We start from the raw sequence: 22,389 nt of genomic DNA, 5'->3' as shown, positions 1-22,389 counted from the left end.
TCGGCGATCTCCGTGGACAGCTGCTGGTGGCGGCCGGTCCGGCCCAGTAGATCTGCGGTTTCAGCACCGATTCAGCGCCGTTTCAGTCCACCCGGGCACCGTGCAAGGGCTTCACCACCGAAAGCCCATGCGGAGAACGGGGAAGGTTTCCATGAAATGGCGAAAAGTGCTGGCCGGACTGGCGAGCGTGGTGACCGCCGCGCTCGTGGTGCAGGCGGTGACAGCCGGCCCGGCGCTGGCGGACAAGGACGGGTCGTCGACGTCGCTGAGCTTGCAGAGCGGCACCGCGTTCGCTGGGGCCTTGGACCGGGACGTGATGACGGTCGGCGTCTCGGCCGGGAACCCCAGCGGCGACTTCGTAGTCGGGGGCGGCGGGAAGTCGCTGTGCTCCGGCTCCATCAGCGGCGTGGCGACCTGCACGATGACGGCCCGCGCCCTGCCTCCCGGCACCTACACGCTCGTTGCCACCTACTTCGGGAACGAGGACACGTTCCCGTCCTCCTCCGGTCCGGTGCCGCTCACCGTGCTCCTGCAGCCGAGTACCACGAGCATGCAGATCCTGGATCCCTTCGGGTCTGAGGTGTCCGGCGATCCCCGGCTGGTCTTCGGCCAGGAACAGGGCTATTCGTTCAGCGCCGGCGTCCGGGGCAACGTGGCGGGCACTCCGGGTGGTTCTATGACCATCACGGACACGACGGCCTCGGGAACGGTCACCCTGTGCAGCGGCACGCTGAACAGCATCGGGGGTCTCGCCTCGTGCCCCCTGGGGGCGAGCACGTTGCCGGTCGGCACCCACCAGATCACCGCGACGTACTTCAGCGACGGCGTCTACGTCGGCTCCGAAACGAGCCGGACGGTCACCGTGGTGCCCGTGCAGTCGACGACGACCACGCTGACACTATCGAGCCCTTCGGTGCCGTTCGGGAGCGAGCAGACCGAGGTCCTCACCGCCCGCGTCACGAACGCCGGTGGCGGCACGCCGACCGGGACCGTCACGATCAGAACCGGGTCGACGCCGATCTGCGGGTTCACCCTGAGCGGGGGCACGGGCCACTGCAGCCCGTCCGCCAGCCTGCTACGGCCGGGTAGCTACCCGCTTACCGCCACCTACAACGGCGACGTCACCAACACGCCGTCCTCGGACATCTCGAAGACCCTGGTCGTGGACAAACAGCCGACGACCACCGTCCTGACCGCGTCGGCGGACGTCATCGCGTTCGGCAGCGAGGACGCCGAACTGTTCACCGTCGAGGTCGTCCCGGCCGTGAGCGGGACCCCGACCGGGAACGTCACCGTCAAGAACGGCGCGGTGGCGGTGTGCACGATCATCCTGGCCACCGGTAACGGCTGCTTCCTGAGGCCCACGCAGCTCAGGGTGGGCTCCTACCAGATCACCGCCACCTACAACGGCGACAGCACCTATGCCGCCTCCACCTCGCTGGCGCAGCCGGTCACTGTGGTCGAGGCGCTGATCCGCAAGAACGCGGACCGGTAACACGTACACAAGCTCAGCCCCGGGCCGAAACGGCCCGGGGCTGATCACGGAGTGTTGGTGGCCAACGCGATCAGCCGGGCACGGGTGCCGTTGAGTTTGGCCCCACTACGGTTGGTTGGCTGCGGGCATGATCTAAGGGTGCTGGTCGAGATTGAGAAGATGCGCCGGTTCGACTGGAGCCCATTCCCGATAGTGCAGGTCCAGACTCCGGTGGGCCGGACGGCGGTGCCGTGGTGTGGCTCACCGGATGCTGTCCTGGGGCGGTATGACGTCGAGTGGGCGATCGACATAGAGATCAGTTGGGGTCTCAATGCGAGGCTCGCGGCCGAGCCTGGACCGGCGATCTTTGCGGGCAGTCATTGCGTGATCTTGCGCGGGCGTTTGGGGTTGACTACCGACGGTGCCGGCGTCCTGGATCTGGACGGGTCGATGATCCTGTTGGACTTTGTTGAGCCTCCGCCGGCAGAGGTGGACGCCAGCTGGGTGCAGATCTACGTTCCTCACAGGGATGTCCAGCTGCATCCGTTCGAGCTCTAGGTTGCCGCGCCACTTCCGGGAGGCGCTGGCGCTGTGGCGGGGCGAGCCGCTCGCGGCACGGCGCCGGCCGGCCGGCGAGATCGGCGTCGAGCCCGGGGCCGGGTTGCGCGACATCCACCGGGCCATCCTGCGCGGCGAGGTCGATCAGGCCCCATCCGTGGCGTCGCCGCCCCGGCACCGCCCGCCGGCCCAACTGCCGCTGGACATCGACAGAGGCCCTTATCGGCGACAGCATCCCCGATAAGGCCCCCGTTCTATGCACCCGCCGGCTCGCCGCAGCAGGATCGGAAACGATCAGGCGAGGGAGACGGCGGCCAGGGCGACGGCGGAGCCGCCGAAGACCACCGTGTTGCGGAGGTAGGTCTGGGCGCGCACCCAGCGAGGGAAGGCGGCCTCGGCGGCCTGGAGGAAGGGTGCGACCTCGACGCGGGTCAGCTCCGGGTCGCCCTTGCGGCGGACGGCGGCAGCAAATCGCCGCATAACCCAGCCGGGCCCCGAGCGGGTCCGGCCGGGACGGCCCGAAGCAGGAAGTGCCCGACACGTTCCACGAGTCCTGCCCGCTGGGCTGGGTCCGGGGCTACTACGGTCGGTCTCTCGGGTCGCAGCCAGGCCGGACGGGGCGAGGGAATGCTGACGAGCGAGGGCTCGCCGTTCGCGGTGGAAGCTCGCGGCGCTCAGCGGGCACGGGGGGCGGTCGCGTCGCGGCAGCCGCTCGGCGACCAGGTTGTAGGAATCCTCGACCGCGTCGGTGATCAGCCGCTCGGTGATGCCGGGTCCAGGCCCCACTGAGATCCAGTGGCGCTTGTCGAGATAGCGGCCCGGTGTGATCGAGGCGTAGCCGCGTACTTGCGCGAGGGCGTGTTCGGGTTCGCACTTGACCGTGATGATCTGGTCGTCCGGGTCGTCGGTGACGATCAGGAACACCTTGCCCGCGACCTTGTACACGTCGAGTCCCGCGGTGAAGGGGTATCCGTGGCTGACGTCGGGCAGCGCCAGGGCCGCCCGGCGGGCGGTGGCCTGGAGCCGGTCACCGCCCGCGGTCACCGGGCCGCCCGCGCGCCGGTGCCGTAGGTGTGCGGGTCGACAGGCCGCTCGGCCTTGGGCAGGTGGGCGACGACGAGCCGGTAGGAGTCGGTGACGAGCTCCCCGACGAGCTCCTCGTCGACGCCTGCTCCGCTCTCCAGGGTGATCCAGTGCTTCTTGTTCATGTGGTAGCCAGGAGTGATGTGGCGGTATTGCTCCCGCAGGGCATGGGCCTCGCTGGGGTCCGCCTTGAGGATCACGACGGGCCGGCCCGGGACTTCGGTCATCAGCATGAACACCTTGCCGCGGACTTTGTAGACCTCCCAGGCCGGGCCGAAGGGATGCTCCAGCTGGGCTCCGGGGAGTTCCTCCGCGCAGTCGGCGGCGGTCTTGTGCAGGGCCGATCCATTCATAGGTGGTGAGCCTTGTCTGGTGGTGACGGACTGTGGCATCGAAGGACGCGCCGCGCGGGACGCGGTGGGCACGTCCCATCCTTGCGTCGAAGCCGACCAGAAGGGCGGTAGGCTGCGGACACATGATGGTCGGCAAGCGACACTCCGGGCCGGGCAGGCAGGCCGGACCACCTGCGGTCACGCTGTACGGCTTCCAGCCCCCGGTCGGCACTCCCTACAACCTCGAGGTGAGTACCGTCGAGGACTTCTTCACCCAGCACGACGACTGGCCGTGGAACCCGCCCCGTCCGGGCCGCGCCACCTTCCACTACCTCATCGCGATCACCGAGGGCGAGCTGCGGCACGACGTCGACTACGTCACGCGGACGGTCACCCCGGGCCAGTGGCTGTGGGTGCGCCCCGGGCACGCGCAGTGCTGGCATCCGCCCGGCGCTGCCCGCGGCCTGTTCATCCTGTTCGAACCGGACGTGCTGCGGCCCGACCTCGCCCGGCTACTGGCCCCGCTCACCGCACACGACGCCCCTGCGGTGCTCAGCCCACACCCCGACGACACCGCCTGGCTCCAGCAGACGGCACTCCAGCTCCTGGACGAACACCGCGCACTGGGGCGCCGCCCCCTCGGCCTCCACCACGCCCTGCGGTGCAGCCTGCTCGAGTCGCTGCTGCTGCGCCTGGCCAACTCCCCGGGCATCGCCCCCATCGGCACGGCCACGGCCGGCACCGGCCGCACCGACCGGTACGGACACTTCCTGGACGCCTTGGAGCTGAACTTTCGCGAGCTGCACCAAGCCGCGGACTACGCCAAGTTGCTCGGCTGCTCGGTCCGCACCCTCAGCCGCGCCGCCCGGGACGCCACCGGCAAGGGGGTACGTGAACTCATCGACGAGCGGCGCCTACTGGAAGCCCGGCGCCTGCTGGGAGGTGCCCGGTGGGATGCCCGGACCGTGGCCCTCCACCTCGGCTTCACCGATCCCGCGAACTTCGGCCGCTTCTTCCGCGACCGCACCGGTCTCACCCCGGCGGCCTTCGCGGCCCGCGCAGCCAGGACCGACGCGTGACGGAAACGCGGCGGAGGCCCCTTGCCGGGGAGTGCGGCGTTGCCCAGGTCTCAATCGTCCAGGACGACGACGTGCTTGCCGGGCGCAGTGCCGGACTCGACATCTGCCTGGGCGTCACGGACCTGTTCCAGGCCGTGGTAGACCTTCGCGACCGGGACTTTGAGGCGCCCCGCGGCGATGGCCTGGAGCTGGCGGGCGAAGACGTCGGCCGGGAGGTCGGCGGCCTGACCGCCGTAGGACGTCAGCCGCACCCCGTTGGGGATCATGAACGGGGTGAAATCGGGGATCGTCCACTGGCCCGCCAGGGCCCCGGTGAAGCAGACCGTGCCGTACCGGCGGACGGTACGGAAGGTGTCGGCGAGCACCGAGCAGCCCACCAGCTCCAGTACGGCGTCGACACCCTCCGGCATCAGCTCGCTGACCTGGCCCGCGATCGTGCCGCTCGCCCCGAGTGCGCGGTCGCGGTCGAGGCCCATGGCGGTCAGGACGGGCGAGGGTTCTGCTGTGCCGCTGTGGCAGGCGGACCCGGTGGAGGCGGCCAGTTGCGGGACGGCCGCGAGCAGGTCAGCGCCGGCTACACCGGTGATGCTGATGTTGAGGGTGTTGGGCAGCCGCCGTTCGGGGTGCCCGTTGAGGTGGACCCGGCCGGGCAGTGCGGTGTCGAGGGCGTGGTGGAGTCGGTCGCGCAGGTAGGTCAGCCGGGGCAGTTCGCCGTCGAGGTGGGTGCCGCTGAGGTCGGCGGCGGTGCCGAGCGCGACGGCGTAGGCGACGTTTTCGGTGCCCGCGCGCAGTCCGTGTTCCTGCCCGCCGCCGTAGATGATCGGCTCCAGGACGAGGCCGGGGCGCAGGTAGAGGGCGGCGATACCCTTGGACGCGTACATCTTGTGCCCGGCCAGGGTGAGCAGGTCGACGCCGAGCGCATGGACGTCGATTCCGATTTTGCCGGCGGCTTGGGCGGCGTCGGTGTGCAGGAGTGCGCCGTGGGCGTGGGTGATGGCGGCGAGTTCGGCGATCGGTTGGATGGTGCCGGTCTCGTTGTTGGCCAGCATGATCGACACCAGCGCGGTGCGCGGCGTGATCGCCGCGAGCAGGTCGGCCGGGTCGATCAGGCCGTGGGCGTCGACGGGCAGGACGGTGACCTCGATGCCGTGCAGGCGGTGCAGAGCGTGGCAGGTGGCCAGCACGGCGGGATGCTCGGTGGCCTGGGTGATCACCTGCCGACAGTGCTCGGGGGCGGCCAGCGCGATGCCGCGGATGGCGAGGTTGTCGGCTTCGGACCCGGAGCCGGTGAACACGATCCCGGCCGGGTCGGCGCCGATCAGCGCGGCAACCTGCGCACGCGCGGCGGCGAGCGCTGCCGCCGGGGCGGTGGCGTAGCGGTGGGCGCTGGACGGGTTGCCGAAGCTGGTGTCCAGGTAGGGCTGCATCGCGGCGACCACAGCCGGTTCGATGGGTGTAGTGGCGTTGTAGTCCAGGTAGATCGGTTCGTCGTTCAGGCCGGGATGCGTGCTCATCCTTAGTTCTCCACGGACGTGGGTGCCGGTTGGCGTGGGTGGGTTTCGTACATGCGGATCGCGACGATGATGCCGGAGGCGGCGGTGAGCGCGGCGATGAGCCAGATGGCCGCGCGCAGGCCGAGCAGGTCAGCGGTAATGCCGGCGATCAGGGCGCCGATGGCGTAGCCGAGGTCGCGCCAGAGGCGGTAGGCACCGACGGCGCGGGCGCGCCAGGTGGGGTGGGCGACGTCGCCGATGACGGCGAGCAGGACCGGGTAGACCATGGCGGTGCCGGCGCCCATCAGGACGGCGGCGATCGCCCACACGGTGAAGCCGGTGGTGGCGGCGACCAGCGCGATCCCGGCGGCTTGCAGCAGCATCCCGGCGACGATCAGCCATTTGCGGCCCCACCGGTCCGAGAGGCCGCCGGTGGCCATCTGCCCAAACCCCCACACGGCGGGATAGAGGGCGACGAGGACGCCGATGCGGGCGATGCCGAGGCCGGAGGTGGCGAACAGGATCGGAAACAGGCCCCAGGCGAGGCTGTCGTTGAGGTTGTTCACGAGGCCGGCTTGGCTGGCCGAGGAGAGGGCCTTCTCGCGGAAGCTGGTGAGGGTGAAGATCTGCCGCCCGGTCAGGGCGTCGTGGTGGTCGCCGTTGCTCGGGGTGTGGGTGCGGGCCTCGTGCAGGGCGTGGTGGCGGGTCTCTTTGACGAACACCGTTGACAGGCCCAGGCCCAGGGCGGCGAAGGCGAGGCCGAGCAGGAACGGTGCCGGGCGCAGGCCGTGGTCGGCGGCCAGCCAGCCGGTCGCGGCGGAGGTGGCGGCGACGGCGAGGTAGCCGGCGGCCTCGTTGAAACCCATGGCCAGGCCGCGCCGGTCGGGGCCGACGAGGTCGATCTTCATGACGATGGTGGTGGACCAGGTCAGGCCCTGGTTGACGCCGAGCAGGACGTTCGCGGCGATGACCCACCACCAGGACGGTGCCCAGATCAGCAGCAGGGGCACCGGCAGACCGATCAGCCACCCGGCGACCAGGACCGGTTTGCGGCCGTAGCGGTCCGAGAGGGTGCCGGCGGCCAGGTTCGTCAGGGCCTTGGTGACGCCGAACGCGACGATGAAGGTCAGCGAGGCGGTGAACGCGCCGAGGCCGAACACCTGGTCGGCGAGCAGCGGCAGGACCGTGCGTTCCTGGCCGATCATCCCGCCGACCAGAGCGTTGACCGCGACCAGGAGCAGGAACTGGGGCAGGTTCTGGCGCAGACCCAGCCGCAGCGGCGCCGATGTCGAGGCGGTCATCGGCCGGTGGCCAGAGTGCGGCCGGTGGCCTCGGCCCAGTCGTGGGCGCCTCCGGCGAGGATGGCCACATCGGTGTGCCCGGCGCGTTCGAGCAGGCTGGCGGCGGTGGCGGCGCGTTCGCCGTGCCCGCACATCACCGTCACCGGTCCACGCGGCAGGTCCCGGGCGTGTGCGGCCAGGCCGCCGAGTTCGATCAGGTGCGCGCCGGGTAGATGCCCGGTGGTGGTCTCGCCAGCCTGGCGCACGTCGACCACGTTGGTGGCGTCCATCTGCGCCGCATCCACGATCCGTGCCGTGGCGACCTGTTCACCGGCGGCCGACCAGGCGGCCACGCCACCGCCGAGTTCCCCGGCGATCGTGGTGTGGCCGACGGTCAGGGCGGGCCACAGGATGTCGGCAGGGTCCTGGCCGGGGTCACGGACGATGATGATCGGCACGCCGGGTGGGATCAGCCAGCCGAGCCAGGTGGCGTACTGGGCGCGCAGCGCGATGGCGACCGAGCCGGGGATGTGCCCGGCGGCGTAATCGCGGACCGGCCGGACGTCGACCGCGATGGCGCCGTCGCCGAGCAGGCGCCGCACCTGTGCCACGTCGAGGGGGGTGAGCAGCGGCGGGGTGGTGATCAGTTGCCCGTGCCGGTTGAGTTCGCCGAGCCGATCGAAGTACGCCGGGTAGGAGCCGAGGCTGTCGATCAGCATCCGGGCGAACGTGTCGGCGTCGGGGGCGGCCAGCAGCGGGTTGGTGTTCTTCTGCTCGCCGATGGTGGAGGTGCGGGCGGCGCCGGGTGGTGCGGAGCAGAACGAGCCGGCGCCGTGGGTGGGCCACACGGCCGTGGTGTCGGCCAGGGCGGTGAGCCGCTGGAGCGAGGCGTACTGGGCGCGGGCCAGGTCTTCGGTGCGGTCGGGGCTGATCAGGTCGGTGCGGGCGGCGGCCCCGACGATCAGTGACCCGCCGGTGAACACCCCGATCTCCCGGCCGCCGTCGAGGAGCAGGAACGATAGGTGCTCCGGGGTGTGCCCGGGGGTGGCCAGGGCGCGCAGGGTGAGGCCGCCGAGGTCGACCTCGTCGCCGTCATCGAGGCGCTGGTGGTCGAAGGTGCGTTGCCCGGCGGCCGACGCCAGGATTCGGGTGCCGTGGTCGTGGGCGAGTTGGCGGGCGCCGGACAGGAAGTCGGCGTGCAGGTGGGTCTCGGCCGCGTACGCGATCCGCAGGCCATGCTTGGCGGCGGCGGCGTCGGCCGCGCGCAGGTCCAGCGAGGGGTCGACCGCCAGAGCGCGGCCGTCGCCGAGGTCGAACAGGTACGCCGAGTTGCCTAGTCCCTCGTCGACCAGCGGGATCAGTCTCTTGTCCACGTCTTCTCACACCTTCCCCGGGGGTGGGTGGCAATGGCCCACCCTCATCTTCTACACTATTCCATAGATCTTTGGAGGATGATGGCTGTGGGTGACCGCCAGCACAAGAACGCGTTGTTCGACCAGTTCGCGCGGGTCGGCAAGGCTCTGGCCTCGGGCAAGCGCCTGGAGCTGCTCGACCTGCTCGCCCAGGGTGAGCGTGATGTCGCCTCGCTGGCCGCAGCAGCGGATCTCGGGATGACCAGTGCGTCGGCGCACCTTCAGACGCTGCGTCAGGCGAACCTGGTCACCACGCGCCGAGACGGCACCCGCGTGCTGTACTCGCTGGCCGGGCGCGACGTCGCCGACCTGTACGCCCGGCTCCGGGATGTCGCCCAGTCGCACCTGCCCGATGTCGAAGCCGCCCGCGTCGCGTATCTCGGCGAGGACGGCGGCCGGCCGGTGACCCGAGACGAGCTGCACCGGTTGGCCACCACCTCGGCGGTGACCGTGCTGGACGTGCGCCCACGCGAGGAGTACGCGGCCGGGCACATCCCCGGGGCGGTGAGCATCCCCCTGGACGAGCTCGCCGCCCGGCTGGCTGAACTGCCCTCTGACGGCCGGATCGTCGCCTACTGCCGAGGCGCGTACTGCGTGCTCGCCCACGACGCCGTCCGGCTGCTGCAAGCACACGGCCGCGACGCGACAAGGCTGACCGACGGCATGCTCGAATGGCGCCTCGCCGACCTGCCCGTCGCCGCCTGAACCGACTCCGTTTGCATTCCACTTCCGCCAAGGAGCGCAGGTGAGCGTGTTCCACCTCGACGATCCGCGGGCGTCCACCGGGTCCGGAACGCCTCACGTGTTGGACGTTCGAGGTTTGCTCTGCGTGCAGGTGTTGCTGCGATTGCGGCCCGTCGTCGAAGCCCTCCCACCGGGCGCAATCGTGCACGTGGTGACCGATGACCCGGCCGCGCCGCTGGACCTACCGGCCTGGTGCCACCTGACCGGCCACGATTACCTCGGACCGTCCGCATCAGAGCTCGGGCCGGCGTACCGCATCAAGGTCTCGGCCGGCGCCCGGCAGGTTGACCACCGAACGCCCTGGGCACCTCGGGTTTGACCGCCACCGGCTGCCCGGCGCGTTACCGGGCGGCTCGGTGGCGGGCGCGGTCGAGGAGGTCTATAAGGGTGGGTCGCTCGATGTCGATGCCCTCCGACAGGCGTGCGGCGGTGTGCACGATCAGCCACGAGTCCACCTGCCGTAACGGGCCGGGTGAGCCAACGGTGTACGCCCGGACATAGCCGTGAGCGAACACCGATCGGCCCACCGCCATGAGCGTGCGGGACAGCACCGGCGTGCCCGGCAGCGGAACCGCGCGCCGCAGCAGCAGGAGGGTCCGGGCGTGGTCGGCTTCGGGAACCCCACGGGCGGCGCCCACCCAGTCGATGACACTGACCCGGTCGGCGGCGACCAGCACGTTGCCGGGATGGTAGTCGCCGTGGCAAACGTGATCGCCGTCCGGTAGCCCGTCGAGAACCCGCGCTGCGAAGTCCCGCAACTGCGGAGGCAGGCTGGCGTCGTCGATGCGCGCCGCCAGGCTCTCGCGCAGGTCCGGGAGACCTGTCGGCACGCGAACCGCGTGTACGGCGAGGTGGGCCGTGGCCAGTGCGCGAGCCAGGCCGAGTACCCGCCATGGTTGGCGTTGCAGCAGCGTGAGCATGTCCTGCCCGCCGAGGCGCTCCAACACCAGACCGGTACGACCGTCGCAGTCCACGACGTCGATCAGCCTCGGGGCGACACCGTGACCGCCCAGCGTGGCCAGCGCTGCCGCCTCGGCACGGTGCCCGCCGAACCCGGGACGGTACAGCTTGACGACCGCGTCGTCGTCCCAGGCGTGCACGTCCGCTTCGCGGCCGGCTCCGATCTTGGCTCCGATCATGTCTGCGTCCTGCGGCGCTCGGGCGCGGTGTCAGTCACTGGGCGGTTTGCGGGCGAAGACGCGTTCGATACTGCCGGCCTTGAGCCGTTCGACCTCCACGATGTCGAACCCGGCCGCCCGCACGAGCGGCAGTTGGCGGCGGGTGAAGTGTTCCCCGGCGGCGCGGATCGTCAGCCGTTCGAGGAGCCATTGTGCGGCGCGGATCGGCGGCCAGGTGCTGGCGATGTGGTCGACCAGCAGCAACCGCCCACCCGGCACCAGCACCCGTTTCATCTCGCCGATCGCGGCGGCCGGGTCGGGGATCGTGCACAGCGACAGCGCACAGACAACTGTGTCGAACGCCTGGTCGGGAAACGGCAGCGCTTGGGCATCGCCGGTGCGCAGGTCGACGTCGCGGCCGAGGTCGGCGGCGCGGCGCTGGGCTATGGCCAGCATCGCCGGGCTCAGCTCGATCCCAGTGATCGTGGCGTCTGCCGCGTAGTACGGCAGGTTGAGTCCGGTGCCGATGGCGACCTCCAGGAGCTGGTCCTGGACGCGGGCGCCGAGCCATTCGCGGCTACCGCTGAGCCAGATCCTCTCGAGGAAGGCGATCTGTTTGTCGTAGCCCGGTGCGTTCCTCTCCCAGGCGCGCAGGACCTTGGTCGTCTCGTCTGATGTCGCTGTCATGAGGTGCTCCAACCGGTCAAGGATGAGCGAAGGTCAAGCAGTAGGGGGCAAGCAGCCGAGGCCGCTGTCGGAGGCTGCGGCGGTGATGACTCCGGCGATGACGTGCCGGATCCGGTCGGCGGCCAGGTCCGGGTCCGGCCGCCCGGCGTCGAGCCAGGCGATGATCGCCTCGATCGCCACGGTGGGGGCCATCTGCGCCGCCCACCGGGCCCACGCCTGATCGGCGACGATTTGTGAAATCTGTAGGTGCGCGATCTCGGTGACCTGCGCGTGGAACCGGTCAGCGGCGGCCTTGAACTCCGGCTCCCGGGCGGCGTGCACGAACAGCAGCCGGAACCCGTCGGGTTCGGCGGTCGCGGCCTTGAGCAGCCCGTCGATGCTGGCGTCGGTGAACCCGCCCACCGGCTCGGCCACATGGTCGGACATGACGGCGCAGAACCGGTCCAACGCCGCCTGATACAGGTCGTTCTTGGAGTCGAAATGCCGGTACAGGATCACCCTCGTGATGCCGGCCTCGGCGGCGATGTCATCCAGACCCGTCGCGGCGAACCCGTGCCGGGCGAACGCCGTCGTGGCCGCCGCGAGGATCTGCTCGCGGCGCTGCGCCCGCGGCAGCCGCCGCACCGGCTCGGACCTCGCCTCAGCCACGATCCCCACCCTTCGAGCTTGTTGACTCAGGAGTGTACTTCTGCCTATGTTTACTTTCAAGTAAACAAGTTTGGGAGGTTCCGATGGACGACCCCGTCATCACCGTGGACGAGGTGACCAAACAGTTCCGCGATGGCACCAAAGCCCTGGACAAGCTGAGCCTGGCCATCCCGCCCGGGGTCGTCTACGGACTGCTCGGACCCAACGGCGCGGGCAAGACCACCTTGATCGGCATCCTGGCCACCCTGCTGCGGCTCGACGCCGGCACCGCCCGGGTCGCCGGGTACGACGTCACTCACCACCCGGCGCAGGTCCGCGAGCGCATCGGCTTGGCCGGGCAGTTCGCCGCCAGCCTGATCGGCCGTCCCCGGGTGTTGTTCCTCGACGAGCCCACCACCGGCGTCGACTCCGCAAGCCGCCAGGACCTCTGGCGCCTCGTGCGTGACCTCGCGGCCGAAGGCACCACGGTCCTGCTCACCACCCAGTACCTCGACGAGGCCGACCACCTCGCCGACCGCATCGCCGTCATCGACCACGGCCGGCTGCTCACGGAAGGCACGACGAGGGAACTCAAGGACCGCACTGGCGGGGCCGTCGTCGAACTCGCGGTCCCCACCGGCCAGCACGAGGCGACCTTGGCCGCGCTACGACCGCTCGCCGCGCAACTCGCCGCCGACCGCGACCGGATCGTATTGCCCGCGCCGGACGGCCCGGCCACCCTGCGGCACACGCTGCGGCTGCTCGACCAAGCCGACGTCACCCCGTCGGACGTGGCACTCACCGGCCCACGCTCGACGACGTCTTCCTTGCCCTCACCCGGGGCACCGCCACCGAGCCTGAGCCTGCCGGGAGGACCGCATGACCACCGCGACCGTCCCGACCCGCCGTCTTCGCCGGACGCTCGTCCATACCGGTGTGATCACCCGGAGGAACCTGCTCGCGGACGATCCGCACCCACCGCGTACGGCCTCAACAACGACATCACCAAAGGCGTCCTCGACCGGTTCCGGTCCCTGCCCATGGCCCGCTCCGCCGTCCTCGCCGGCCGCACCCTGTCCGACCTGGTCCGCTCCGCCTTCATCCTCAGCCTGCAACTGACTGTCGGGATCCTGCTCGGCTTCCGCTGGCACAACGGCATCGCCGGCCTGCTCGCCGCCATGGCCGTCGCCCTCGCCTTCGGCTACGCCTGCTCCTGGCTGATGGCCTACCTCGGCCTGATCATCCGCAACTCGGAAGCCATCCAGGCCGCCATTTACCTGGTCGTCTTCCCGATGACCCTGACCAGCTCGGTGTTCCTGCCCACCCAAACCATGCCCGGCTGGTTACAAGCCTTCGCCGAACACCAGCCCATCACCATCATCGCCAACGCCCTCCGCGGCCTCACCCTCGGCCAAGGCGCGCTGCCCGCCGGCCACACCATCACCGGCGAGACCCTGCTCGCCCTCGGCTGGACCGCCGGAATCCTCGCCCTGTTCACCCCGTTGGCGATACGCGCCTATGGCCGCAGCGGATAACCGCGATCAAGCGCCGGACCGCGTCCGATACCCGTGCTGAACGAAGGACAAGTGGGGTCAGTCCGCGCTCGGTAGGTGCCTAGCGGCGGTTTCGGGGAACGTCTGGACCGCGATCAGCCTCACGCAAGGACCGCGTCTCGGTCCGCTGGCGTGCCGCTGGCGCGGAAATCCTGCCGCCGCCGACGCGGTCACGGCCGCAGTTCTCCGATCGTGCGCCCGCACGGTAGCGTCGGGCCCGATGCAGCCGCCGACCGTCCTCGCCGTCCTCGCTGAACTGGCCCCCGCCGGCGGCGACCGGATGCTCGACGTGACCCGCGGCGGCCAGCCGTTGGTCTGGCTGGCCGAGGCCGAGCGGGCGCCGCGTAAGGCCGAGACCGACCGGCTCGCCGCCCTGGGCGCCCTGCACCGCGAGGAACGGATCCTGCGCCGCGGCTGGGGCTTCCTGGCCGGCCGGGTCGAAGTCGACGGCAAACCGCGTAAGGTCCGGGTGCCGCTGCTCAGCCAGCCCGTGCACCTCGACCGGGCATTGACCGGCTACCGGATCGTGCCGACCGGCGACGTCGAGATCACCCCGCTGATCGCCGATCGGGCTCTCGCCTCGGCGATGGAGGCCGCGCCGGGGCTGGGCGCGCCCGGCTGGTTGGCGGCCATCGGCACCCGCGCCTGGCTGTGGGCCGCGGCCGAGGCCACCGGTTTGCCGGTGGACGCGGTCACCGCCGAGACCCGCCGGCTGCCCACCGACCGGCTGGTGCTGGTGGCGAGCGCGGGACTGTTCGTGGTGCGGGATGTCTTCGGCGCCGGGCTCGCCGACAGCCTGCGCAGCTGGGCCCGGGCGTGACCTGTCCGGCACGGCGCTCGCCGCCGTCTATGGCGAGGAGCGTGCCGAGCAGGTGGATGACGGCCCGGTGCTCTCGCCGTTGCCGCTGACCGGGCCGCAGGAACGGGTGGTGGTGCGGGCCCGGAGCGCGCCGGTCACCGTCGTGTCCGGGCCGCCCGGCACCGGCAAGAGCCACACGGTCGTCGCGGCGGCCCTCGAGGTGGTGAACCGGGGCGGGTCGGTGCTGGTCGCGACGCAGTCGCCGCATGCCGCCGAGGTGCTGGCCGAGCTGTTGGGCCGCTATCCCGGTCCCCTGCCGGTGCTGTTCGGCGACGCCGGCAGCCGGGAGAGCATCGCAGCCGACCTGGCCGCGGGCGCGGACACGGGCGTCGGCGACCGAGAGCTCCGCGCGGATCGCGCGGCCGTCCGGCAAACCCATGACCTGGTACGGGCGCAGCGCGCCGCCATCACCGAGGTGCTCGACCAGGAACGGCTGGCCGCCTCGTTGCCCGCCTGGCAGCCGCTCCTGCCCGGGCTCGCGGTGGATGTCCCGGGTGCCTTCGACGACGTGACCGACCTGGCCCGCGCGTCGGCCCGTGGCTGGTGGGCGCGGTGGCGATTCCGGCGGCGACTCCGGGTCCGCTCCGGCGTACCGGAGGAGAGAGTGGCCGAGGCGATCACCGCGGCCACCGCGCAGCGTGCCGCCGGGCGACTCGCCGCGACCGGTGGAACCGACCTCACGGAGCGCTGGGCTGCCCTGCACACCGCCGAGGTCGGGCTGGCGACGGACGTCGGCACCGCCATGCGCCGCGCTGCCCGCAGCGCTCAGCGATGGGACCGGGAGGCGCGGCGGGGCGCGGCGGCATTGTCGGCGGCGTTGCGGGCCGGCCGCAACCGGCGCCGGGAACTGCTGGCCCGCCTCGACGCCCCGCCGCTGGTGCGGGCGCTGCCGCTGTGGATCGGCACCGTGGCCGACGTGGAGGACCTGCTGCCCGCCGCGCCCGGCCTGTTCGACCTGGTCGTCATCGACGAGGCGTCACACGTGGACCAGGTGCGGGCCGCACCCGTGCTGGCCCGGGCCCGGCGGGCCCTGGTGGTGGGCGACCCGCGGCAGTTGCGCTTCGTTTCGTTCGTGAGCGACGTCGACGTGGCCGCGGTGCTGGCCCGGCACGGCGCGGACGAGCGGCTGGACGTACGCCGGGTGAGCACGTACGACCTGGCCGCCGGTGCGGCACCGGCCACCTGGCTGGCAGACCACCATCGCAGCGTCCCGCATCTGATCGGCTTCTCCGCCCGGCGCTTCTACCAGGACCGGCTCACGGTGCTGACCCGAACCCCTGCCGCGGAGGCCACGGACGCGATCGAGGTGATCCGGGTGCCGCCCACGCCGGGGGTGAAGGGCGTCAACACGGCCGAGGTCAAGGCGGTTCTGGAGGTGGTCGCCACGCTGGCCGCGGCCGGCCTGCGCGGCATCGGGGTGATCTCCCCGTTCCGGGCGCAGGCGGAGGCGATCGAGGAGGCGCTGGTCGCGGCCTACCCGGTCGAGCAGATCGAGGAGCTGGGCCTGCGGACCGGCACGGTGCACGCTTTCCAGGGCAGCGAGGCGGAGGTGGTCGTCGTCTCGCTCGCCCTGGTGCCGGGCGACGCGCCGGGCCGGCGTCGGTTCGTCGCCGACCCGCACCTCTTCAACGTGATGATCACCCGAGCCCGTACCCGGCTCGTCCTGGTGACGTCGCTGACCTCGGCGGACGGGCTGCTGGGCGACTATCTCGCGTATGCGGCCGGCCCACCACCGCCGGCGGAGACAGCGCCGGCCACCGGATGGGCGGCCCGGCTCGGCGCCGAACTGACGCGGCTCGGAGTGACCGTGCGGGCCGGTTACCCGGTAGGGGAGTGGCGGGTGGACCTCTGCGCCGGGCCGGTCGGGGTCATCTGCGGCGTTCACCCGGACGGGCCGCGCGCCCACCTGGCCCGGCAGCGTGCCCTGCACCGGCTGGGCTGGCGGCTGGTCGACGCGTTCCCCAGCCGCTGGCGGGACGACCCGCGCCGGGCGGCCCTGGAGGTGGCCGCGCTGGTGCGGGACACCGTGGACACGGGTGCGGCGCGGCCCGCGGCGGACGGATCAGCGGCGCGGATCGGCCCCTGACCGGCGACCGGGTGCCGGCACGCTCCGGCAGGTGGTGACGATCTCGGCCAGCATGCCGCGGAAGGGTGCGTGGTCGGCGGGGTTGAGTGCCTCGACGAGGCGGCCGACCTCCACGCCGACGTCGGCGTGGAAGGCCATGGCCGCTCGGCGTCCGGTGTCGGTCAGGGTGGCGTGCAGCGCGCGCCGGTCGCCGGGTACGGCGGTGCGCTGGGCGAGGCCGCGGCGTTCGGCGCGGTCCATGAGGCCGGTGAGCGCGGCCTTCTCGACGCCGAAGCACTGGGCCAGGTCGGCCATGCCGCGCGGGCCGGGCAGCAGGACGCAGAGCAGCCGGGCCTGCGCGGGAGTCAGGTCGTGGCGTTCCGAGACCCGCGCGTAGATCTCCTGGACCATGCCGGAGAGCTGGATGAGCCCGGCGACGACGTCGATCGGCGCGTCCGCGGGGCAGCCGTGCGCGCCGCCGCCCGCCGCAGTCGTCCGCACCAGCGGCATCTCGTTCACGGCACCACCGTACAGGCGAAGGTAGTTTGTGCCATGTATAGTATGCGACGTTAACGAACGAGCCGAGCAGACACCCCGATCGGGATGGTCAGATGAGCTTCGACACCCGCCCCGGCACGCGTGGCGCCCGCCAGCCGAGCGGCAGATTGATCCTGTGGTTCAACAAGGTGATGGCGAGGCGGATCCGCCGCAAGGGCGGCAAGTTCATGGGTTCCGACGCGCTGGTCCTGACCACCGTGGGCCGCAAGAGCGGACTGGAGCGGACCAGCCCGGTCGGCTGGTTCCCCGGCGGTGGCGACAGCTGGCTGATCGTGGCGTCGGCGGCCGGCGCGCCCGGCAACCCGGCGTGGTATTACAACCTCGCCGCGCACCCCGACCAGGTCCGCATCGCGCTCGATGGGCGCACGGTGCCGGTCACCGCCGCACAGCTGCACGGTGCGGAACGCGCGGCGGCCTGGCAGCAGATCACCGCGGCCTCGCCCCGGTTCGCCGAATACCAGCGCAAGACCGACCGGGAGCTGCCGGTCATCCGCCTGACGCCGCGCGGCTGAGCCTGCTTGACTGGTGGTGACTGGGAGCGCGGCCAGTCACGTGACGACGCTTCAGGCAGACGGCTGCGCGGTGTCGCCGCTGCGGAGGCGGTCCAACTCGGCGAGGTACATCGCTTGCATGCGGTCATAGTGCCGGACCAGCAGGGTGACCTCCTCGATGCTGTAGCCCTCGATGAGCCGCTTCGCTCGCTCGGCGAACCGCTCGTACGGTCGCTCCAGCTCGGCGGTCTGTTCCGGCCGCAGGGTGACGATCACCCGCCGCCGGTCCGCCGGATCGCGTTCGGCCGTGACGTAACCGGCCTGCTGGAGCCGGCGGAGCATGCTGGTCACGGCCCCGGTGGTGAGGTTGGTCCGCTCGGCGACCTGCCCTGCGGTGGCGGATCCGACGTCCGCCAGGAAGTCCAGGCACTCCAGGTCGCTCACGGTGAGGCCCAGCCGGTCCGCGATGGCGTACCGGAACACCATGGACAGCCGCGAGGTCTCCCGCCCGGCGCGCATGAGGTCGGCGATCGCGGACGCGCGGGCCGGCTCGTGGGACATGCCCGCAATCATGCCTCCGGGACGGTGACCCGGTGCAGCCGAGGTAGCACGCGGGTCAGCACCCAGTGCGGTGCGGCCGCGCCCCCGGTGAGGCGGCGCATCAGCCCGGCGGCGGTGTCGACGGCGCGGAAGGCGTAGGGCACCATCTCGTCCTGGTAGCCGGCGATCGCCTCCTCCACCGACGTGCCGCTCGCCCGGGCCTCGACCAGCCTGCGGCCGAGCAAGGCGGCGTCCCGCAGCGCGGTGTTGCCGCCGTGAGCGCCGAACGGCGGCATGGCGTGCACGGCGTCGCCCATCATCGTCGCCCGGGGCACCGCCCACCGTCGCGGGCGCCGGCCGGTGGCGAAGAGGTTGAGTACCGTGGCGTCCAACTCGGCTGTGTCGACCAGCCGCCGGATGAGCGGGTGGAAGTCCGTGCTCATCCGGGTGGCCAGTTCCCGCAACCCCAGCAGGTCCCCGCGGACGCCGATGGGCACCTCCTCCTGCCGGAGCAGCAGTCCCCACATGACGTAGTCGTCGCCGGTGGGCGCATAGCTGCCCGGGGCCAGACGCTCGAACGCCTCCCGCGGGTTTTCGCCGAACCGCATGGGGGTGAAGAAGAAGGCGCGGCCCGGCCGGTCGGCGATGGCCAGGACCCCGCTGGTACGCAGCGCGTCCGGAATGACGCTCCGGCCGTCGCACCGCAGGGGCGACCGGCCGTAGATGCCCGCCATCGGGGTGTTCGCCGGGTCCGCGTCCGGCATGAGCTGCGCGCGCAATGCCGAGCCGACGCCGTCCGCGCCCACGACGACGGTCGCCGCGACGGCCCCGCCGTTGGTGAACCGCAGCCGCAACCCTGCCGGGCTACTGCTGTCCACCGCGACAGCGGTGTTGCCGTAGTGGATGCGTCCGTCCAGCCCGGACTGCAGGATCGACCGCAGGGTCAGCCGGTCGACCTGGCGGGTCGCGTGTGGCTCGTCCTTGAAGGTGATGGTGAATGCGTCCCGCAGCCGGCTGTCGGTGAAGCGCAGGTGCCCGCCGGGCTCGTCGCCGGTGGCCAGTGCCAGGCGGTACAGCGGGCGGGGCAGGCTCTCGCGCAGCGCCTGCAGCCCGTGCCGGTCGAGAATGATCCGGTAGCCCTGCTTCCGGACGAAGGGGCCCGGGTCCCGCTCGTAGACGTGCACATCGATGCCGGCGCGCCTCAGGTAGTGGGCGAGGCAGAGGCCGGAGAGGCCGGCGCCGGTGATTGCCACCGAGAAGTTGGTCGATATTCCCATGCGATTATCTTAATGACTAAGATGATTCGGGCAAGGCCGCCGGCATGCCACGGCCCGGCCAAACCGGGACGCGGCCCGCCCTTCGGTGGGTTCAATCGCCTTCCGCGGAGCACTCGGCCGGAGATCGCCGGTCGGAGCGCGAAGCGCATCCGGCGAAGATCCAGGCCGAGGAGCCGTGCGACGCGGTACTCGGTACTACCGCATAGCAGTACTCGGTGCTACGGTATAGCGGTACTCGGTGCTACGGAGTACCAGGAGTCGAGGAGGGAGCCGCGATGGACGACCTGACGGAGATGCTGAAGGGCACGCTCGAAGGCTGCGTGCTCGAAATCATCGGCGGCGAGGAGACCTACGGCTACGCCATCACGCGTCGGCTGAACGAGCTCGGCTTCGCCGACGTCATCGAGGGGACGGTGTACACCATCTTGCTGCGGCTGGAGCGGAATGGCCTCGTCCAGGTGACGAAACGACCGTCCGAGGTGGGCCCGCCGCGCAAGTTCTACGCGCTCAACGACGCCGGGCGCGAGGAGCTCGCGACGTTCTGGGCCAAATGGCAGTACGTCTCATCACGCATCGACAAGCTTAAGGAGGGCGGGAGATGAGCTTCTGGGAGACCATCACCGGCAGCGATCTCACCAGGGAATGGAAGGCGTTCGAAGTCCGGGCGCAGGCATTGCCGGCCGACTATCAGGCGGCGTGGGAGCAGATCAAGAGCAACCTCTTCCCGTACGGGGACTTCACCGGTCGCAACCTGATGCCGATCCTCGACGCCGCCCTGGGGCTGCTCGAAGAGACGGCGGCGGACGGGCTGAGCATCCACGAGGTGCTCGGCGACGACATCCCCGGCTTCTGCGCGGCGCTGGCCGGCGGCAAGCAGTCCCGGACCTATCGCGACCGCTGGCGGGAGCAGTTGAACAGCAACGTCGCACGGAAACTGGCTCGGCTGGGAGGCTGACGTGGGCATTCGAGACATCATCGAGGGTAAGAAGCAGTGGCGGGCGCACGTGGCACGGGTCAAGTCGCTCCCGCCGGACTACCAGATCGTCTACCAGGAGATGCAGAAATACCTGTTCAAGGTCGGACCGATCGACCTGGTCGACGGGCCCCTGCTCCCCGGGATCGTCGACTTCTTCGCCGAGGGCGCGGCGGCCGGCAAGGGCGTCGTCGAACTCATCGGCACCGACGTCGCCGCCTTCACTGACGACCTGATCAAGGACTCGCCCACCTACGCGGACGCCTACCAGGAATCCCTCAGCGAGAAGCCCGGCACGAACGACAAATAGCTCCCGTCGAAATCCTGCCAGTGAGCGGGTCGTCGCCGAACTGCAGGTCTAGCGTGTGCGTACACGTATGCGTATAGTTGGGCTGTGCCCAACAAGACGATCTACGTGTCGGACGACGACCTGCCACTATTTCAGCGCGCTCAGGAGATCGCCGGCGGCAAGCTCTCCGTGGCCATCGCCGCCGCGCTGCGTCGCTACGTCGAGGTTGAGGAGGGCCGGCAGCAAGGCTACGAGGAGGTCATCGTCCGGGTCGGCCCCGGGCTCGGCCGCAAGCAGCGCTTCTCCGGCATGCTGCTGGCCGAGATGGAACAGACCGGCAACGAGCGCGACGAGACCTACCGCATCTACCGCACCCGCACTGAGAAGTTCGTCGTCCACCACGAGCGCTCCGAGGCCCACGTGAACACCGGGCCGAACACCGAGAAATACCGCACCGGCTGGCGCGCGTGGGTCGGCGACTGGAGCGCCAACCAGTCCTGGACGCGAATCCCGGCCGACTCGACCCTGCGCATCGTCGGAGACCTCGACGCGCTGCGCGAGATCATCCCGCGCGAGCTGTATGAACTGGTACTTGACGCGGTCAGCCAGCCCACCGTCGAGGACTTGGACATCTAACCGATCGCATTCCGCGATCACCGGCGGAGCCCCGAGGCTCCTTCGGTGATGGAGTGCGCCCCGAAACCCCGGACGAGTCACCGTGCTCGCCCGCCGATGACGCACGCCCAGGCTGTCCACAATGGCCGGTTAACGAAAGGGTGACACGTGAGACTCCAGAATCCGGCGATCCGGATCAGCGGATTGCACAAGTCCTATCAACAGCTGCACGTGCTCAAGGGTGTCGAGCTTGAGGTGGCCAGGGGCAGCATCTTCGCGCTGCTCGGCTCGAACGGCGCCGGCAAGACCACCGTCGTGCGGATCCTCGCGACACTGCTGAAGCCGGATGACGGCACGGCGAGCGTCAACGGCTTCGATGTGGTGAGCCAGCCCGCCCAGGTCCGCGAGTCGATCAGCCTGACCGGGCAGTTCGCAGCGGTCGACGAGATCCTCACCGGCCGCGAGAACCTCATCATGATCGCGAAGCTGCGGCGGATCGGCGAGCCTCGCCGGGTCGCGGACGACCTGCTCACCCGTTTCGGTCTTGCCGACGCGGCCGGGCGCCGGGTAGCCACCTACTCGGGCGGCATGCGCCGCCGCCTCGACATCGCCATGAGCCTGATCGGAGACCCGCCGGTCGTCTTCCTCGACGAGCCGACTACCGGGCTCGACCCGGAGGCCCGCCTCGACGTGTGGCAGATGATCAAAAAGCTCGCCGAAGGCGGCACGACCGTCCTGCTCACCACCCAACACCTCGAGGAGGCCGAGAAACTGGCCGACCAGATCGCGATCCTGCACGAAGGCACGATCATCGTGTCCGGCACCTTGGCCGAGCTCAGGAAACTGCTCCCACCCGCCAAAGTCGAATACGTCGAACGGCAACCCACCCTGGAAGAGATCTTCTTGGCGACCGTCGGAAAGGACCAGAGATGATCACGCACGCCGTCAACGACGCCTCGGTGATGCTCGGACGCTCCATCCGCCACGTCACCCGCAGCATCGACACCATCATCACGGTCACGATCATGCCGATCGCGTTCCTGCTGCTCTTCCGCTTCGTGTTCGGCGGCGCCATCCAGGCCGGCACCGGCAACTACACCAACTACCTGATGCCCGGCATCCTGCTCATCGCCATCGCCAGCGGCATCTCCTACACCGCCTTCCGGCTGTTCCTCGACATGAAGAGCGGCATCTTCGAGCGCTTCCACTCCATGCCGATCGCACGGTCGTCGGTGTTGTGGGGCCACGTACTGACCTCGCTGGTATCCAACGCCATCTCCGT

27 protein-coding genes and 1 pseudogene are annotated in these 22,389 nt (G+C 70.7%); 17 read left to right on the top strand and 11 right to left on the bottom strand.

Translation table 11 applies throughout. The features are described 5' to 3' along the window. Window positions 1–151 precede the first annotated feature (151 nt). From DMB66_RS00935 to DMB66_RS00925, 3 genes are all read left to right on the top strand, one after another. Entirely contained in the window at window positions 152–1,495 is a 1,344-nt protein-coding gene (locus DMB66_RS00935; protein WP_158647100.1) for an Ig-like domain-containing protein, read from the top strand. 138 nt (window positions 1,496–1,633) lie between these two features. Further along, complete coding sequence (locus DMB66_RS00930) at window positions 1,634–2,032, top strand: hypothetical protein (RefSeq protein WP_125802058.1); 399 nt, start codon at window positions 1,634–1,636, stop codon at window positions 2,030–2,032. 1 nt (window position 2,033) lies between these two features. Beyond that, complete coding sequence (locus DMB66_RS00925) at window positions 2,034–2,276, top strand: hypothetical protein (RefSeq protein WP_125802057.1); 243 nt, start codon at window positions 2,034–2,036, stop codon at window positions 2,274–2,276. Window positions 2,277–2,326: 50 nt separating this feature from the next. Here DMB66_RS00925 and DMB66_RS62350 read toward each other — a convergent pair whose 3' ends face one another. Together DMB66_RS62350 and DMB66_RS00915 are read right to left on the bottom strand one after the other, a co-directional pair. After that, the gene (locus DMB66_RS62350; protein WP_199751676.1) at window positions 2,327–3,076 is read right to left on the bottom strand and encodes an MmcQ/YjbR family DNA-binding protein; all 750 of its coding nucleotides are present in this window, start codon (window positions 3,074–3,076) and stop codon (window positions 2,327–2,329) included. After that, entirely contained in the window at window positions 3,073–3,468 is a 396-nt protein-coding gene (locus tag DMB66_RS00915) for an MmcQ/YjbR family DNA-binding protein (protein ID WP_125802056.1), read from the bottom strand. Before DMB66_RS00915 ends, DMB66_RS62350 begins: the two co-directional genes overlap by 4 nt. Before the next feature lie 122 nt (window positions 3,469–3,590). Between DMB66_RS00915 and DMB66_RS00910 the strand changes: the two genes are divergently transcribed. After that, the gene (locus tag DMB66_RS00910) at window positions 3,591–4,526 is read left to right on the top strand and encodes an AraC family transcriptional regulator (RefSeq protein ID WP_199751672.1); all 936 of its coding nucleotides are present in this window, start codon (window positions 3,591–3,593) and stop codon (window positions 4,524–4,526) included. A 50-nt stretch (window positions 4,527–4,576) separates the two neighbouring features. Here the strand turns inward: DMB66_RS00910 and DMB66_RS00905 are convergent, their stop codons facing one another. Genes DMB66_RS00905 through DMB66_RS00895 form a run of 3 tightly spaced genes read right to left on the bottom strand, consistent with a single transcriptional unit; the run spans window position 4,577 to window position 8,672 of the window. Further along, window positions 4,577–6,040 carry an aminotransferase class V-fold PLP-dependent enzyme gene (locus DMB66_RS00905; protein ID WP_158647099.1) on the bottom strand — a complete coding sequence of 488 codons (1,464 nt, stop codon included), beginning with the start codon at window positions 6,038–6,040 and terminating at the stop codon, window positions 4,577–4,579. 2 nt (window positions 6,041–6,042) lie between these two features. Continuing rightward, a complete protein-coding gene (locus tag DMB66_RS00900; RefSeq protein WP_125802055.1) occupies window positions 6,043–7,320 on the bottom strand; it encodes an MFS transporter in 1,278 nt (425 codons plus the stop codon). Next, the gene (locus DMB66_RS00895) at window positions 7,317–8,672 is read right to left on the bottom strand and encodes a rhodanese-like domain-containing protein (RefSeq protein WP_199751670.1); all 1,356 of its coding nucleotides are present in this window, start codon (window positions 8,670–8,672) and stop codon (window positions 7,317–7,319) included. Before DMB66_RS00895 ends, DMB66_RS00900 begins: the two co-directional genes overlap by 4 nt. Before the next feature lie 87 nt (window positions 8,673–8,759). Between DMB66_RS00895 and DMB66_RS00890 the strand changes: the two genes are divergently transcribed. Further along, complete coding sequence (locus tag DMB66_RS00890; protein ID WP_125802054.1) at window positions 8,760–9,416, top strand: metalloregulator ArsR/SmtB family transcription factor; 657 nt, start codon at window positions 8,760–8,762, stop codon at window positions 9,414–9,416. A 40-nt stretch (window positions 9,417–9,456) separates the two neighbouring features. Next, window positions 9,457–9,774, top strand: a complete 318-nt coding sequence (locus DMB66_RS00885) for a sulfurtransferase TusA family protein (RefSeq protein ID WP_370318319.1) — start codon at window positions 9,457–9,459, stop codon at window positions 9,772–9,774. Between the two features lie 22 nt (window positions 9,775–9,796). Here the strand turns inward: DMB66_RS00885 and DMB66_RS00880 are convergent, their stop codons facing one another. The 3 genes from DMB66_RS00880 to DMB66_RS00870 are packed head-to-tail and all read right to left on the bottom strand — an operon-like array spanning window position 9,797 to window position 11,908. After that, a complete protein-coding gene (locus tag DMB66_RS00880) occupies window positions 9,797–10,594 on the bottom strand; it encodes a phosphotransferase family protein (RefSeq protein ID WP_125802053.1) in 798 nt (265 codons plus the stop codon). Window positions 10,595–10,624: 30 nt separating this feature from the next. Next, a complete protein-coding gene (locus DMB66_RS00875) occupies window positions 10,625–11,260 on the bottom strand; it encodes a class I SAM-dependent methyltransferase (protein ID WP_125802052.1) in 636 nt (211 codons plus the stop codon). Window positions 11,261–11,293: 33 nt separating this feature from the next. Next, window positions 11,294–11,908 (bottom strand): TetR/AcrR family transcriptional regulator, encoded by a 615-nt coding sequence (locus DMB66_RS00870; RefSeq protein ID WP_125802051.1) that lies wholly within the window; start codon window positions 11,906–11,908, stop codon window positions 11,294–11,296. An 83-nt stretch (window positions 11,909–11,991) separates the two neighbouring features. Here DMB66_RS00870 and DMB66_RS60950 point away from each other — a divergent pair. From DMB66_RS60950 to DMB66_RS63375, 4 genes and pseudogenes are all read left to right on the top strand, one after another. After that, a pseudogene (locus DMB66_RS60950) lies at window positions 11,992–12,770 on the top strand (ATP-binding cassette domain-containing protein). Further along, window positions 12,715–13,422, top strand: a complete 708-nt coding sequence (locus DMB66_RS60945; protein ID WP_158647098.1) for an ABC transporter permease — start codon at window positions 12,715–12,717, stop codon at window positions 13,420–13,422. Before DMB66_RS60950 ends, DMB66_RS60945 begins: the two are co-directional and overlap by 56 nt. A 238-nt stretch (window positions 13,423–13,660) precedes the next feature. Then, complete coding sequence (locus tag DMB66_RS63380; protein ID WP_233624198.1) at window positions 13,661–14,260, top strand: hypothetical protein; 600 nt, start codon at window positions 13,661–13,663, stop codon at window positions 14,258–14,260. After that, on the top strand, window positions 14,208–16,385 hold the full coding sequence (locus tag DMB66_RS63375) for an AAA domain-containing protein (RefSeq protein WP_305024638.1): 2,178 nt from the start codon (window positions 14,208–14,210) through the stop codon (window positions 16,383–16,385). Before DMB66_RS63380 ends, DMB66_RS63375 begins: the two co-directional genes overlap by 53 nt. Here DMB66_RS63375 and DMB66_RS65505 read toward each other — a convergent pair. Beyond that, window positions 16,362–16,874 (bottom strand): MarR family winged helix-turn-helix transcriptional regulator, encoded by a 513-nt coding sequence (locus DMB66_RS65505; RefSeq protein ID WP_305024666.1) that lies wholly within the window; start codon window positions 16,872–16,874, stop codon window positions 16,362–16,364. The two genes, DMB66_RS63375 and DMB66_RS65505, sit on opposite strands and share 24 nt — an antisense overlap. 101 nt (window positions 16,875–16,975) lie before the next feature. Between DMB66_RS65505 and DMB66_RS00850 the strand changes: the two genes are divergently transcribed. Next, window positions 16,976–17,434 (top strand): nitroreductase/quinone reductase family protein, encoded by a 459-nt coding sequence (locus DMB66_RS00850; protein ID WP_125802048.1) that lies wholly within the window; start codon window positions 16,976–16,978, stop codon window positions 17,432–17,434. A 51-nt stretch (window positions 17,435–17,485) separates the two neighbouring features. Here DMB66_RS00850 and DMB66_RS00845 read toward each other — a convergent pair whose 3' ends face one another. Further along, window positions 17,486–17,974 (bottom strand): MarR family transcriptional regulator, encoded by a 489-nt coding sequence (locus DMB66_RS00845; RefSeq protein WP_233624197.1) that lies wholly within the window; start codon window positions 17,972–17,974, stop codon window positions 17,486–17,488. An 8-nt stretch (window positions 17,975–17,982) separates the two neighbouring features. Continuing rightward, window positions 17,983–19,230 carry an NAD(P)/FAD-dependent oxidoreductase gene (locus DMB66_RS00840; protein ID WP_125802046.1) on the bottom strand — a complete coding sequence of 416 codons (1,248 nt, stop codon included), beginning with the start codon at window positions 19,228–19,230 and terminating at the stop codon, window positions 17,983–17,985. A gap of 275 nt (window positions 19,231–19,505) precedes the next feature. Between DMB66_RS00840 and DMB66_RS00835 the strand changes: the two genes are divergently transcribed. The 6 genes from DMB66_RS00835 to DMB66_RS00810 form a co-directional block, all read left to right on the top strand. Next, the gene (locus DMB66_RS00835) at window positions 19,506–19,832 is read left to right on the top strand and encodes a PadR family transcriptional regulator (protein ID WP_125802045.1); all 327 of its coding nucleotides are present in this window, start codon (window positions 19,506–19,508) and stop codon (window positions 19,830–19,832) included. After that, entirely contained in the window at window positions 19,829–20,185 is a 357-nt protein-coding gene (locus tag DMB66_RS00830) for a DUF1048 domain-containing protein (protein WP_125802044.1), read from the top strand. Before DMB66_RS00835 ends, DMB66_RS00830 begins: the two co-directional genes overlap by 4 nt. 1 nt (window position 20,186) lies before the next feature. Further along, on the top strand, window positions 20,187–20,513 hold the full coding sequence (locus tag DMB66_RS00825; protein WP_125802043.1) for a DUF1048 domain-containing protein: 327 nt from the start codon (window positions 20,187–20,189) through the stop codon (window positions 20,511–20,513). Between the two features lie 84 nt (window positions 20,514–20,597). After that, window positions 20,598–21,128, top strand: coding sequence for an EXLDI protein (locus tag DMB66_RS00820; protein ID WP_125802042.1), 531 nt, complete (start codon window positions 20,598–20,600; stop codon window positions 21,126–21,128). 147 nt (window positions 21,129–21,275) lie between these two features. After that, window positions 21,276–22,040 carry an ABC transporter ATP-binding protein gene (locus DMB66_RS00815; protein ID WP_125802041.1) on the top strand — a complete coding sequence of 255 codons (765 nt, stop codon included), beginning with the start codon at window positions 21,276–21,278 and terminating at the stop codon, window positions 22,038–22,040. Beyond that, the coding region (locus DMB66_RS00810; protein WP_370318318.1) for an ABC transporter permease at window positions 22,037–22,389 on the top strand (353 nt) is incomplete at its 3' end. The genes DMB66_RS00815 and DMB66_RS00810, both read left to right, overlap by 4 nt.

The organism is Actinoplanes sp. ATCC 53533 (assembly GCF_003947245.1).
This window is presented reverse-complemented; position numbering and strand designations above follow the sequence as displayed.

Bases quoted from the DNA above. Each gene is read 5' to 3' on its own strand.
- DMB66_RS00935 (WP_158647100.1), top strand. From the start codon at position 152: ATGAAATGGCGAAAAGTGCTGGCCGGACTGGCGAGCGTGGTGACCGCC.
- DMB66_RS00915 (WP_125802056.1), bottom strand. From the start codon at position 3,468: ATGAATGGATCGGCCCTGCACAAGACCGCCGCCGACTGCGCGGAGGAA.
- DMB66_RS00910 (WP_199751672.1), top strand. From the start codon at position 3,591: ATGATGGTCGGCAAGCGACACTCCGGGCCGGGCAGGCAGGCCGGACCA.
- DMB66_RS00905 (WP_158647099.1), bottom strand. From the start codon at position 6,040: ATGAGCACGCATCCCGGCCTGAACGACGAACCGATCTACCTGGACTAC.
- DMB66_RS00900 (WP_125802055.1), bottom strand. From the start codon at position 7,320: ATGACCGCCTCGACATCGGCGCCGCTGCGGCTGGGTCTGCGCCAGAAC.
- DMB66_RS00880 (WP_125802053.1), bottom strand. From the start codon at position 10,594: ATGATCGGAGCCAAGATCGGAGCCGGCCGCGAAGCGGACGTGCACGCC.
- DMB66_RS00875 (WP_125802052.1), bottom strand. From the start codon at position 11,260: ATGACAGCGACATCAGACGAGACGACCAAGGTCCTGCGCGCCTGGGAG.
- DMB66_RS63380 (WP_233624198.1), top strand. From the start codon at position 13,661: ATGCAGCCGCCGACCGTCCTCGCCGTCCTCGCTGAACTGGCCCCCGCC.
- DMB66_RS63375 (WP_305024638.1), top strand. From the start codon at position 14,208: ATGTCTTCGGCGCCGGGCTCGCCGACAGCCTGCGCAGCTGGGCCCGGG.
- DMB66_RS65505 (WP_305024666.1), bottom strand. From the start codon at position 16,874: ATGCCGCTGGTGCGGACGACTGCGGCGGGCGGCGGCGCGCACGGCTGC.
- DMB66_RS00850 (WP_125802048.1), top strand. From the start codon at position 16,976: ATGAGCTTCGACACCCGCCCCGGCACGCGTGGCGCCCGCCAGCCGAGC.
- DMB66_RS00845 (WP_233624197.1), bottom strand. From the start codon at position 17,974: ATGTCCCACGAGCCGGCCCGCGCGTCCGCGATCGCCGACCTCATGCGC.
- DMB66_RS00840 (WP_125802046.1), bottom strand. From the start codon at position 19,230: ATGGGAATATCGACCAACTTCTCGGTGGCAATCACCGGCGCCGGCCTC.
- DMB66_RS00835 (WP_125802045.1), top strand. From the start codon at position 19,506: ATGGACGACCTGACGGAGATGCTGAAGGGCACGCTCGAAGGCTGCGTG.
- DMB66_RS00830 (WP_125802044.1), top strand. From the start codon at position 19,829: ATGAGCTTCTGGGAGACCATCACCGGCAGCGATCTCACCAGGGAATGG.